This window comes from uncultured Cedecea sp. (assembly GCF_947498825.1).
GTDB lineage: Bacteria > Pseudomonadota > Gammaproteobacteria > Enterobacterales > Enterobacteriaceae > JGM124.
This window is the reverse complement of record NZ_CANMLV010000013.1, coordinates 116,817-129,938: the sequence shown is the minus strand read 5'-3', so window position 1 is coordinate 129,938 and position 13,122 is coordinate 116,817. Positions and strand designations below refer to the sequence as shown.

The 13,122-nt window shown below is 49.3% G+C and carries 11 protein-coding genes; 6 read left to right on the top strand and 5 right to left on the bottom strand.

Annotated features, from left to right (window positions below; genetic code table 11):
- Positions 1 to 123 precede the first annotated feature (123 nt).
- Genes gyrB through dnaA form a run of 4 tightly spaced genes read right to left on the bottom strand, consistent with a single transcriptional unit; the run spans position 124 to position 6,131 of the window.
- Positions 124 to 2,538, bottom strand: a complete 2,415-nt coding sequence (gyrB, locus tag Q1A40_RS14620; protein WP_300001286.1) for a DNA topoisomerase (ATP-hydrolyzing) subunit B — start codon at positions 2,536 to 2,538, stop codon at positions 124 to 126.
- A gap of 28 nt (positions 2,539 to 2,566) precedes the next feature.
- Positions 2,567 to 3,640: a DNA replication/repair protein RecF gene (recF, locus tag Q1A40_RS14615; RefSeq protein ID WP_300001284.1), complete on the bottom strand. Its 1,074-nt coding sequence runs from the start codon at positions 3,638 to 3,640 to the stop codon at positions 2,567 to 2,569.
- Positions 3,641 to 4,741 (bottom strand): DNA polymerase III subunit beta, encoded by a 1,101-nt coding sequence (dnaN, locus tag Q1A40_RS14610; RefSeq protein WP_300001283.1) that lies wholly within the window; start codon positions 4,739 to 4,741, stop codon positions 3,641 to 3,643.
- Between the two features lie 4 nt (positions 4,742 to 4,745).
- Positions 4,746 to 6,131: a chromosomal replication initiator protein DnaA gene (gene dnaA, locus Q1A40_RS14605; protein WP_300001281.1), complete on the bottom strand. Its 1,386-nt coding sequence runs from the start codon at positions 6,129 to 6,131 to the stop codon at positions 4,746 to 4,748.
- A 570-nt stretch (positions 6,132 to 6,701) separates the two neighbouring features.
- On the opposite strand from dnaA, the gene rpmH reads away from it, so the two are divergent.
- From rpmH to Q1A40_RS14575, 6 genes are all read left to right on the top strand, one after another.
- Positions 6,702 to 6,842 carry a 50S ribosomal protein L34 gene (gene rpmH, locus Q1A40_RS14600; RefSeq protein WP_003849659.1) on the top strand — a complete coding sequence of 47 codons (141 nt, stop codon included), beginning with the start codon at positions 6,702 to 6,704 and terminating at the stop codon, positions 6,840 to 6,842.
- Between the two features lie 16 nt (positions 6,843 to 6,858).
- Entirely contained in the window at positions 6,859 to 7,218 is a 360-nt protein-coding gene (gene rnpA / locus Q1A40_RS14595) for a ribonuclease P protein component (protein ID WP_300001279.1), read from the top strand.
- Positions 7,182 to 7,439 (top strand): membrane protein insertion efficiency factor YidD, encoded by a 258-nt coding sequence (gene yidD / locus Q1A40_RS14590; RefSeq protein ID WP_259050816.1) that lies wholly within the window; start codon positions 7,182 to 7,184, stop codon positions 7,437 to 7,439. Before rnpA ends, yidD begins: the two co-directional genes overlap by 37 nt.
- A 2-nt stretch (positions 7,440 to 7,441) precedes the next feature.
- On the top strand, positions 7,442 to 9,085 hold the full coding sequence (yidC, locus tag Q1A40_RS14585; RefSeq protein ID WP_300001276.1) for a membrane protein insertase YidC: 1,644 nt from the start codon (positions 7,442 to 7,444) through the stop codon (positions 9,083 to 9,085).
- A gap of 62 nt (positions 9,086 to 9,147) precedes the next feature.
- Positions 9,148 to 10,512: a tRNA uridine-5-carboxymethylaminomethyl(34) synthesis GTPase MnmE gene (mnmE, locus tag Q1A40_RS14580; RefSeq protein ID WP_300001275.1), complete on the top strand. Its 1,365-nt coding sequence runs from the start codon at positions 9,148 to 9,150 to the stop codon at positions 10,510 to 10,512.
- A 287-nt stretch (positions 10,513 to 10,799) separates the two neighbouring features.
- Positions 10,800 to 11,546 (top strand): hypothetical protein, encoded by a 747-nt coding sequence (locus tag Q1A40_RS14575; RefSeq protein ID WP_300001274.1) that lies wholly within the window; start codon positions 10,800 to 10,802, stop codon positions 11,544 to 11,546.
- A gap of 133 nt (positions 11,547 to 11,679) precedes the next feature.
- Here the strand turns inward: Q1A40_RS14575 and Q1A40_RS14570 are convergent, their stop codons facing one another.
- Positions 11,680 to 13,011, bottom strand: a complete 1,332-nt coding sequence (locus Q1A40_RS14570; RefSeq protein ID WP_300001272.1) for an NCS2 family permease — start codon at positions 13,009 to 13,011, stop codon at positions 11,680 to 11,682.
- Between the last annotated feature and the right edge of the window lie 111 nt (positions 13,012 to 13,122).

The window sequence follows — 13,122 nt, the reverse complement described above, 5'->3', positions numbered from 1 at the left end:
CCTCCAAGTCGTCTGTTAACCACCACAGTCAACAGACAGCGCCCATCAAGGCGCTACGCGCCATGCTCGGCGCACAGTAAAAAAGCCGCGCAACGGCGCGGCTTTCACTGTGAGAAACAAGCGTTAAATATCGATATTCGCCGCTTTCAGCGCATTCTCTTCAATAAATGCGCGACGAGGTTCTACCGCATCACCCATTAAAGTTGTGAACAGCTGGTCAGCCGCAATGGCATCCTTCACCGTTACGCGCATCATGCGACGGCTTTCTGGATCCATCGTGGTTTCCCAGAGTTGCTCAGGGTTCATTTCACCCAGACCTTTATAACGCTGAACCGACAAGCCACGGCGAGACTCTTTTACCAGCCATTCCAGCGCCTGCTCAAAACTTTCAACCGACTGACGGCGTTCGCCACGTTCGATGAAGGCATCTTCTTCAACCAGCCCGCGCAGCGTTTCACCCAGAGCGCAAATACGACGATATTCACCCGCGGCAATAAATTCTTGCTCCAGCGGATAGTCGGTATCGACACCGTGAGTACGTACTCTGACAACCGGCTCGTAAATCTGACGATCCATATTATGACGTACTTCGAAATTCCAGGTACTGCCATGCTGTTCGTTTTCGTTCAGATAGGTGGTCAGCGTTGAAATCCACTCGGTAACCTTCGCTTCATCACTCAGCTCTGCTTCAGTAAGCGTGGGGTGATAAACCAGCGAATTCAGTAAGGTACGCGGATAACGACGTTCCATACGACCGATCATCTTCTGCACCGCGTTGAACTCAGACACCAGTTTTTCCAGTGGCTCCCCTGCTAATGCAGGTGCGCTGGCATTGGTGTGCAGTGTTGCGCCATCCAGTGCGATAGCGATTTGATACTGATCCATCGCTTCATCATCTTTGATGTACTGCTCTTGCTTGCCTTTCTTCACTTTATACAGCGGCGGCTGAGCAATATAAACATGGCCACGCTCGACGATTTCTGGCATTTGACGATAGAAGAACGTCAGTAACAGGGTACGGATGTGCGATCCATCGACGTCGGCATCGGTCATGATGATGATATGATGGTAACGCAGTTTATCCGGATTATATTCGTCACGGCCGATACCACAGCCCAGAGCAGTAATCAGAGTAGCAACTTCCTGAGAAGCCAGCATCTTGTCAAAGCGCGCCTTCTCAACGTTAAGAATTTTACCCTTCAGCGGTAAAATCGCCTGGTTCTTACGGTTACGCCCCTGTTTTGCAGAGCCACCCGCTGAGTCCCCTTCCACTAAGTAGATTTCAGACAGAGCAGGATCGCGTTCCTGACAGTCAGCCAGTTTGCCAGGCAGACCCGCCAGATCAAGCGCACCTTTACGACGCGTCATTTCACGCGCGCGACGAGCCGCTTCACGTGCACGCGCCGCATCAATAATTTTACCGACAACTATCTTAGCATCACCCGGATTTTCCAGCAGATACTCAGCCAGCAGTTCGTTCATTTGCTGTTCAACCGCTGATTTCACTTCTGAAGAAACCAGTTTATCTTTAGTCTGCGAAGAGAATTTAGGATCAGGCACTTTGACCGAAACCACTGCAATCAAGCCTTCGCGGGCGTCATCACCGGTGGCGCTGACTTTCGCTTTCTTGCTGTAGCCTTCTTTATCCATGTAGGCGTTTAAGGTACGGGTCATCGCCGCACGGAAGCCTGCAAGGTGAGTACCACCATCACGCTGTGGAATGTTGTTGGTAAAGCAGTAAATATTTTCCTGGAAACCGTCGTTCCACTGCAGCGCGACTTCAACACCAATACCGTCTTTTTCGGTACTGAAATAGAATGCGTTTGGATGGATAGGCGTTTTGTTTTTGTTGAGATACTCAACAAAGGCCTTGATACCACCTTCATAGTGGAAGTGATCCTGTTTACCATCACGCTTATCGATCAGGCGGATAGAAACGCCAGAGTTCAGGAATGAGAGCTCACGCAGACGTTTAGCCAGAATATCGTATTCAAATTCAACAACATTGGTAAAAGTCTCATGGCTTGGCCAGAAACGCACCAATGTCCCTGTTGCTTCGGTTTCCCCTGTCACGCTCAGTGGCGCTTGCGGTACACCATGAGAGTAGGTTTGCTGATGCACTTTACCGTCGCGGCGAATCACCAGCTCCAACTTCTGGGACAAGGCGTTAACCACAGAAACACCTACGCCATGCAGACCGCCGGAAACTTTATAGGAGTTATCGTCGAACTTACCGCCTGCGTGTAATACCGTCATGATAACTTCAGCAGCGGAGATACCTTCTTCCGGGTGAATACCGGTCGGTATACCACGGCCATCATCGGTGACAGAGACGGAGTTATCAGCATGAATAGTGACAACGATGTCTTTACAGTGGCCTGCGAGTGCTTCGTCGATAGCGTTATCTACGACCTCAAATACCATGTGGTGCAGGCCAGTGCCGTCATCCGTATCGCCGATATACATACCCGGACGTTTACGTACCGCATCCAGGCCCTTAAGGACTTTGATACTGGAGGAGTCATAAGAATTCGACATCAACGTTTCTCGCTCATTTAATCTTCGGTTAATCCGCTATTTTACCCTGATCCACTGCGAACATCTTTGAATTTTTGTCCGCCATGTCCATCACATGTTCTGCGCTAATCGCGCTGACAAAAACTTGTGACGATGTGGCTTTTAACCGGTGTGCCAGTAAGCCACGCCGGGAATCATCCAGTTCAGAGGCAAAATCATCTATCAAATACAAGCAGCGTCGCCCATTCTGGCGGGTAAGAAATTCACCCTGTGCCAGTCTTAGGGCGCACATCAGTAATTTTAGTTGTCCACGCGACAACGTATCCTCGACGGGTGCACCATCAGCCCGGATCCGAAAATCGGCTTTATGGGGCCCCAGCGCGGTATAGGTCAACATTCTGTCGCGCTCAAAATTTCTTGCCAGTATTTCGCTATAGTCACTCTCTTTCTCCCAACCACGCTGAAAAGCAAAACTCAGTGTAAATTCCGGAAGAAATTGTGCACAAGTATCAGCCATATCTGCCGCGATAGCCGCACTATAATCGGCTCGCCAGCGACTGACTTGCTCTGCCAGCGGGATCAGTGCCAGATCCCACGGACGTAGTTGCTCGTAACGCGTCACCTGCCGTAATGCAGCATTACGCTGCTTTAGCAGACGTTTCAGGTTGCTCCAGGCAATAAAAAAACCAGGCTCATTATGAAAGCAGCCCCAGTCAATAAAGGCTCTACGGTATTTAGGACCACCGTTGAGCAAGGTAAAACCTTCCGGAGTGATAAGTTGCATTGGCATCATCAAAGCCAGGTCTGCCACTTTATGCCCGTCACTGCCGTCAATACGTACGTTACTGTCACCAAGACGGTTTTTTGTTAAACCCACTGCGGTTTCACGTTCGCCATCTTGTAGACGTCCATGCAAGACAAAAGCGTCCTGGTCATGACGAATAACTCGATTAACCTGTAGACTGCGGAAAGCTCGCCCATGCCCCAGAGTATAAATAGCCTCCAGAACACTGGTCTTTCCACTGCCATTAGCACCCACCAGAAAATTAAAACCAGGAGAAAGAGTCAGGTCTGCGTTTTCGATATTACGAAAGTCTTTGACTAATAAACGCGTCAGTGACATCTACAATCTCATTGGCATAACGACATAAGCTGCCGACTGGCTGGCTGCATCTTCTATTTGTACGCTCGATACTGAGTCCGTAAGCAAAATGCGGACGTTTTCACACTTCAGCGCGTTTAAGACATCCAATACATAACTGACATTAAAGCCAATTTCCATTTCAGTACCATCATATTCGACGTCTAAAATTTCTTCAGCTTCTTCCTGCTCAGGATTATTCGCCGTTATCTTCAGCTGGTTTGCGCTGACATATAAACGCACACCACGGAATTTTTCGTTCGATAAAATCGCCGCACGAGCGAAGGCCTGCTTCAGTAAATCACAGCCAGCATCCAAGTGTTTATCCGGATTTTTAGGCAGCACACGACGGTAATCCGGGAAGCGACCATCCACCAGTTTTGAGGTGAAGATAAAATTCCCGACATGAGCACGGATATTGTTACTACCAATCTGGATATGCAGTGGGTTCTCGCCGCCATCAAGCATACGCATCAGTTCAATTACGCCCTTACGCGGTACAATAACTGAATGATTGGGTAATGACTGCCCCACCGACATCGCACAAACCGCCAGACGGTGACCGTCCGTTGCTACAGTACGTAACTCTTCACCTTCGGTTTCAAACAGCATACCGTTCAGGTAATAGCGTACATCCTGGTGCGCCATGGAAAATTGCGTCGCCTCAATCAAACGCTTCATTGTCGCCTGAGGTAAGCTAAATTCCACCTCACTTTGCCAGTCATCCAGGTTAGGAAAATCGATGGCGGGCAGCGTTGATAGCGAAAAACGGCTGCGTCCGGAACGAATCAGCATGCGATCGCCTTCCAGCGTAACGACAATTTCAGCCCCTTCAGGTAAGCCACGACAAATGTCGAAAAACTTACGTGCAGGAACGGTTGTCGCCCCAGGTTCATTTGGCTGGGCTAAGGATACGCGTGCCACCATCTCCATTTCCAGATCAGTACCGGTCAAAGAGAGTGCATCATCGGCAACCTGTAGCAACAAATTACCCAGAATAGGCAGTGTCGGGCGGCCGCCAAGAGGGCCACTGACTTGCTGTAGTGGTTTTAATAAATGTTCACGTTCAACGGTAAATTTCATAGGATCACGATGATAGTGTTCTGATTAAGTTGGAAAAATCTTCTTTGATATCGTGGCTTTCTTCACGCAACTGCTCAATTTTACGGCATGCATGCAGCACCGTAGTATGATCGCGTCCACCAAAAGCATCACCGATTTCCGGTAAACTGTGGTTCGTCAGCTCTTTCGCCAGCGCCATTGCCATCTGACGCGGACGCGCCACGGAGCGAGAGCGGCGCTTAGACAGCAGATCGGCCACTTTAATTTTATAATACTCGGCCACCGTTTTCTGAATATTATCAATGGTGACCAGCTTTTCCTGGAGTGCCAGCAGATCGCGCAATGCTTCACGTACGAAGTCGATGGTAATTGCACGTCCGGTAAAGTTTGCATTAGCAATCACACGGTTCAATGCTCCTTCGAGCTCACGCACGTTGGATCGTAGCCGTTTAGCAATAAAGAATGCGACTTCACCAGGCAAGCGAATATCGTGCTCATCCGCCTTTTTCATTAAAATGGCGACGCGCGTTTCGAGTTCTGGAGGTTCAATAGCAACGGTCAGTCCCCAGCCAAAGCGAGACTTAAGACGATCTTCAACGCCATTGATCTCTTTTGGATAACGATCCGACGTCAGGATTATCTGTTGGTTACCTTCAAGCAGGGCGTTAAAGGTATGAAAAAACTCTTCCTGGGAACGCTCTTTATTGGCAAAGAATTGAATATCATCGATCAACAGGGCATCCACGGATCGGTAATAACGCTTAAACTCCTCGATCGCATTATTCTGCAGAGCTTTAACCATATCCTGCACAAAACGCTCAGAGTGCATGTAGACCACTTTGGCATTAGGTTTACGCGCGATGATCCCGTTCCCCACCGCATGCAATAAGTGCGTTTTACCTAAACCAGTGCCGCCATAGAGAAATAGCGGGTTATAAGCACCACCCGGATTATCCGCAACCTGTCGTGCTGCCGCTCGCGCCAACTGGTTTGACTTACCTTCAACGAAGTTATCAAAGGTATGTTTTAAATTAACATTGGAACGATAAGCCGGTTCCGCCGGTGCAGGAAGATTATCCCAGCTTGGGCGTACCGGGGCCGCCGTACGCGCAACATGTGCCGGTGCAGCTACATGTGCCGCCCCATTATCAGGCTGCTGAATCACTGGCTTACTGCCTACTTCAAAGCGCAGTAAGGGCACATTAGCGCCGCAAAAGTCATTCAACAATGCATTGATATTATTGAGATATTTATCTCTTACCCAATCGAGAACAAATCGATTTGGTGCGTACAAGGCCAGCGTGTTATCGCTCAATTCCGCCTGTAGGGGACGTATCCACATACTAAATTCTGTGGCGGATAACTCATCCTGTAATCGGGCAAGGCACTGTTGCCAAAGCGAAAGTGACACGGCTGACTCCACTTGAACCAAATCGATAGAAAGACGAAGACTGAAAGTTATACATTCATGATTGTTGACACACGCTCTCAGGCTGTGGGAGGCGTGCGAACCGCTATCTGCGGTTTTTCCCCTGCGTATACAGGAAAGCTGAGGAACCGCGGATCATAGCCTAAAGCGCGGCAGAGATCTTCTGTTTCTCACAGATTCTTCACTAATTATCCACAGGAGGGTTTCCCCGCAGTCAGTGTAAACTATCTGGTTATATTTATCAGTTCTAATACGCTACACTGTGTTAGAAGGCAAAGAGATCGTTTGAAGATCGCCAGAGATCCTTGCGCTTTAATCAGGACGCCGTATAATTCCCCACCCGTCGCGCAGTATTGCTGTATTTTTTTTACGGCGCCAGGGTCCTTTTTACAGGGTCAAAAAGGCACCATCACGGGAATTGAATTGACTCCGGAGTGTACAATTATTACAATCCGGCCTCTTTAATCAGCTGCACTGAAGCGTGAGTCACTCGAAGACCCTGTCGGCTTTACGCAAATCCAGTGAAATTTAATAGTTTAGGTAGAAACCGCCATGAAACGCACTTTTCAACCGTCCGTACTGAAGCGCAACCGTTCTCACGGCTTCCGTGCACGTATGGCAACTAAAAATGGTCGTCAGGTCCTGGCACGTCGTCGTGCTAAAGGCCGTTCTCGTCTGACCGTTTCTAAGTAATAAAGCTAACCCCTGAGTGGTTAAGCTCGCTTTTCCCAGGGAGTTACGTTTGTTAACTCCCACTCATTTCACTTTCGTCTTCCAGCAGCCGGTTCGTGCTGGCACGCCGCAAGTCACTATCCTCGGCCGCCTTAATTCGCTGGGGCATCCCCGTATCGGTCTTACAGTCGCTAAGAAAAACGTTAAACGAGCGCATGAACGTAATCGTATTAAACGATTAACGCGTGAAAGCTTTCGTCTGCGTCAGCACGAATTGCCTGCAATGGATTTCGTGGTAGTGGCTAAAAAAGGGGTTGCCGACCTGGACAACCGAGCTTTATCGGAAGCATTGGAAAAGTTATGGCGCCGCCATTGTCGCCAGGCTCGCGGTTCCTGATAGCCCTCATTAGGGGTTATCAACGACTGATTAGTCCGCTCCTCGGGCCGCATTGTCGTTTTACACCAACCTGCTCTCAATACGGAATTGAGGCATTGCGCAGGTTTGGAGTGTTAAAAGGCAGTTGGTTAACGTTGAAACGCGTACTAAAATGCCATCCTTTGAACCCCGGTGGAGACGATCCCGTTCCGCCCCGACCTTTTGATACCAGAGAACACTAACGATGGATTCGCAACGCAATCTTTTTCTCATCGCTTTGTTGTTCGTGTCTTTCATGATCTGGCAAGCCTGGGAGCAGGACAATGCTCCTAAACCTCAGGCTCAGCAAGTCACGCAGACTACGACGACCGCAACAGGTAGCACCGCAGACGGTGTACTGGCCACTGGCCAGGGAAAACTTATTACGGTTAAAACTGACGTTCTTGAGCTGACCATCAACACCCGTGGTGGTGATGTAGAACAAGCGTTGTTGCCAACCTACCCGAAAACCCTGAATTCTACCGAGCCTTTCCAGTTACTGGAAACGACTCCACAGTTTGTTTATCAGGCACAAAGTGGCCTGACCGGCCGCGATGGTCCGGATAACCCAGCAAACGGTGCTCGTCCTCTGTATAACGTCGCTCAAGATACCTTTGCTCTGGCTGATGGCCAGGACGAACTGGTTGTCCCAATGACCTTTACCGACGCTACGGGCAATGAATTCACCAAGAGCTTTACCCTGAAACGTGGGCAGTTTGCGGTAAACGTAGACTACAGCGTGAAGAACGCCGGTGAGAAGCCGCTGGAACTGTCAACCTTTGGACAGTTGAAACAGTCGGTTAATCTGCCAGCAGAGCGTGATACCGGAAGCAGCAATTTTGCACTCCACACTTTCCGTGGCGCGGCATATTCAACGCCTGATGCAAAATACGAAAAAGTTAAATTCGATAATATTGCTGATGGTGAGTTGCTGAACGTGAATACCACCAGTGGCTGGGTTGCTATGTTGCAGCAATATTTTGCTACCGCGTGGATCCCACATATTTCAGGTACCGATAACTTCTATACCACTCGCTTAAATAGCGACCTGGTGGCAATTGGTTATAAATCCGCACCACATCTGATTCAGCCTGGTCAAACCGGTGAACTGAAAAGTGTGTTATGGGTGGGTCCGGAAATTCAGGACAAAATGGCGGTGGTTGCTCCGCATCTTGACCTGACGGTCGATTACGGTTGGTTGTGGTTTATCTCTCAGCCGCTGTTCAAGTTGCTACAGTTTATCCATTCCTTTATTGGTAACTGGGGCTTCTCTATCATCGTTATTACCTTTATCGTTCGTGGAATCATGTACCCGCTGACCAAAGCACAGTACACCTCCATGGCGAAAATGCGTATGCTGCAGCCAAAAATCGCCGAAATGCGTGAGCGTTTGGGTGAAGACAAACAGCGTATGAGCCAGGAAATGATGGCCCTGTATAAAACGGAAAAAGTTAACCCGCTGGGTGGCTGTCTGCCGTTGATTATCCAGATGCCTATCTTCCTTGCCCTTTACTATATGCTGATGGGCTCAGTGGAACTGCGTCAGGCTCCGTTTATTCTGTGGATCCATGACCTTGCAGCGCAAGACCCGTACTATATTCTGCCAATTCTGATGGGTGTTACGATGTTCTTCATTCAGAAGATGTCGCCAACGACTGTCACAGATCCAATGCAGCAGAAGATAATGACCTTTATGCCTGTCATCTTCACGGTGTTCTTCCTGTGGTTCCCATCTGGTCTGGTGTTGTACTATATCGTCAGTAACCTGGTGACCATCCTGCAGCAGCAGCTGATTTATCGCGGTCTTGAAAAACGTGGTCTTCATAGCCGCGACAAGAAAAAGGCCTGATACGGTAAGTAATATCAACAAAGGGCGGTCTTAATGACCGCCTTTTTTTATTGAGAGAAATCATGAGCCATAACGACACTATTATCGCCCAGGCTACGCCGCCCGGACGTGGCGGCGTAGGTATTCTGCGTATTTCAGGTCAACTGGCCAGTGAAGTCGCACGGGCAGTACTCGGTAAACTGCCTAAACCGCGCTATGCAGACTATTTACCCTTCCATGATGTCGATGGTAGCGTACTTGACCAGGGTATCGCTCTGTGGTTTCCGGGGCCGAATTCTTTCACTGGCGAGGATGTTCTGGAACTGCAAGGCCATGGCGGGCCGGTTATTCTCGATCTGTTATTGAAACGTATCCTGACACTCGCCGGAATACGTATTGCGCGTCCGGGTGAGTTTTCTGAACGTGCATTTTTGAATGATAAGCTGGATCTCGCCCAGGCGGAGGCAATTGCCGACCTTATCGATGCCAGCTCCGAACAAGCTGCACGATCGGCACTCAATTCACTGCAAGGGGTTTTCTCAACAAGGGTAAACAGCCTGGTAGATGCCTTAATCCATCTGCGTATTTACGTGGAAGCCGCCATTGATTTCCCCGATGAGGAGATTGATTTTCTTTCCGACGGTAAAATTGAAGCACAACTGAACCAAGTAATGGGCTCTCTGGATGAAGTCAGGGCTGAAGCCCGCCAGGGTAGCTTGCTGCGCGAGGGCATGAAAGTGGTGATAGCCGGACGTCCTAACGCCGGAAAATCCAGTCTGCTAAACGCCCTGGCTGGACGTGACGCTGCCATCGTCACCGATATTGCTGGTACCACGCGTGATGTATTGCGGGAACATATTCACCTTGATGGTATGCCGCTGCATATTATCGACACCGCAGGCCTGCGTGAAGCCAGTGATGAAGTAGAGCGTATTGGTATTGAACGAGCCTGGAATGAAATAGAGCATGCTGACCGGGTACTGTTTATGGTCGACGGCACCACGACCGATGCCACCGACCCGGCAACTCTCTGGCCCGATTTTATCGCCAGATTACCCGCTCATCTGCCCATTACCGTGGTGCGTAACAAAGCCGATATTACCGGTGAGCCACAAGGTCTGGAAGAAGTCAGTGGGTATTCACTTATCCGTCTGTCAGCCAGAACCGGTGATGGTGTGGATATTCTGCGTACCCATCTTAAGAAAAGCATGGGCTTTGAAACCCACCTTGAAGGAGGCTTCCTTGCCCGTCGCCGTCACTTACAGGCACTGGAGCAAGCCGCAGAACATTTGCAGCAGGGAAGAATGCAGCTTCTCGGCCCGATGGCCGGAGAATTGCTGGCCGAAGAGCTACGCCAGGCGCAGCTTAGCCTGAGTGAAATTACCGGTGAGTTTACCTCTGACGACCTGCTGGGCCATATCTTTTCCAGTTTCTGTATTGGTAAGTGAATACCCACATACTCCATCCCATACCATGACTCTGAGTATGGGATGCCTGGCTTTTTTTAAAAAATTAGTATAAATTTTAATCACGCCACATGGGTAATATCCGAAAATTCGGGTTGCCATATGATTTGATATATCATATAACCTATTTCCTGGGTCATTCTTTCGTATATATTTTGAACAATTGATTATCTCTCGCCTTCATGTCGGGGGGAGTTTTTCATCAGACATTCCCGTACAGGAACGGTGAGATCCCTGTACGTTTACAGACCATTATCACGGAGCGACAAATGGCGATGCATTTTGCAAGAGGTGCAATAACTTCTCCCCACTCGATATCCTCGCGTTTGACAAGAGCAACGCACGAGTGGGCTAATCAACTGCCGTCCTATCGACGCACGCGGTATCTGGCCTCACGTTCACTACTGGCTGAATTGTTATTCATGCTTTATGGCATTAAACATCTGCCTGATATCAAACTTTCAGCCTCGGGCCGCCCTCATTTTGTCGACCCGACCTTGCCTGATTTTAACATTGCCTATGCCGGAAATATGGCAGGGGTATTACTGACTCCTGAAGGGCAATGTGGGCTTGATATGAACCTTCAGCGTCACTTTGCCACATCGGTATCAGACGTGGCATATTCTGCGGGTGGGAATGAGATAATCTGGGCGAATAATCAGCAGGATCCGAATGAAGCACGTTCGCAGCTCTATACGCTGCGCCGCAGTGTGTTGAAGCTGGCAGACATGCCAGAAGTATCAGTGCAGTTACTGCCTATTTCCGGGCGTTTGAAAGTGGATAATGCGCCCTATATCGAAACCATCAGTGATGTGGAGGATATTCTGGTCTGGGGATGCGCTGCAACACCCGGCATCGTGGGGTTGCAGCTATGGCTTCACGATAGTGACCAGAACTGGCAAAGACTCACGGATATCCAGACGCGTTATCAAAGCCCCAGCTCACGTATAATTCGTTTAACCAATATGGCTCGTGAAGTCACCGTGCCCTGGCATGGATTTTCTCAGCAAGGCTGAAATTACCTGAACATGAGAAAAGTATTGACCGCAACGACGTAAAAATCACATCAAGACTCTCAGCAGCGACCGCGAGACACGCCTTATCTCACAGTCGCACGAATCATGACAAAGTTAAAAGCTCTGCTGTTCTTCAGTCAAGAAAGGCGATTTTGAACATAAACAGCAAAGCAATAACCACCACGCATGGGCTGATTTCACGAAAGCGCCCGGTACCCAGTTTCATCACGCAGTAAGAGATAAAACCAAGGGCAATGCCTTCAGTGATAGAGAAGCTAAACGGCATCATTACTGCGGTCACAAAGGCCGGCACCGACTCAGTCAAATCGTCCCATTTCACGCGAGATAAACTTGAAGTCATCAGTACGCCCACATAAATCAGCGCACCTGCCGCTGCGTAAGGTGGAACCATACTGGCCAGCGGAGAGAGGAAGATCACCAGCAGAAATAACAGACCGACGACAACAGCCATCAGGCCTGTACGGCCTCCTACTGAAACACCCGAAGAACTCTCAATATAGGCGGTGACTGACGAAGTACCGATAAATGCACCGCTGACGGAAGAGATGCTGTCAACAAACAGCGCCTGCTTCATACGCGGGAATTTACCCTTCGCATCTGCCAGTCCGGCTTTATCTGTCACACCCAGTAAGGTGCCTGAAGAGTCAAACAGGTTAACCAGCATAAAGGCAAAAATCACCCCAGCCAGGCTAACGTCCAGAGAACCGAGTAAATCAACCTGCCCAACTACGCTGGTTATACTTGGCGGTGCGGAAACAATTCCCTGGTACTGCACATCACCCAGTAACCAGGCAAGTAAAGTGGTGACCACAATCGACACCAGGACCGCAGCGTGGATATTGCGGGAAGCGAGAATAGCAATAATAAAAAAGCCAAGCGCGCCGAGCAGGACATTATGCGAAGTAAGATGACCAATGGTGACCAGAGTATCCGGGTTAGCTACAATAATACCGGCATTTTTTAAGCCCATCATACCGATAAACAGGCCAATACCACTGGTGATCCCGACACGCAAGCTAAGCGGGATATTCGCTATCATCCAGTAGCGCACGCGGAACAGGGTCAGGAGTAATAAACCTACCGCGCCCCAAAAAATCGCCCCCATGCCTGTCTGCCAGGAAATACCCATCGCTCCAACGACGACAAAGGCAAAGAAAGCATTGAGTCCCATCGCTGGCGCCAGCGCAACCGGAAGATTGGCAACGACGCCCATCAGGATGCTGCCAAACGCCGCAATCAGACAGGTGGTCACAAAGACCGCCTGGGTATCCATTCCCGCTGCGCCAAGAATTTGTGGGTTTACAAACACGATGTAAACCATGGTTAAAAATGTCGTAAATCCGGCAATAACTTCAGTACGAACAGTGGTGCCATGTTCACGTAATTTAAACACGCGCTCAAATAACCCCGGAGTTGATCCCGGCGTAGATTGTGATTGACTCATTATCGATTCCGAACTGAAAGAGGAAAAATCCGCCGCTATCCTACCAAAAAAAAAGTTTCTCAATCAGAGAAAATAGATACTTTTTCATAAAATATGCGCGACGTTACCGAT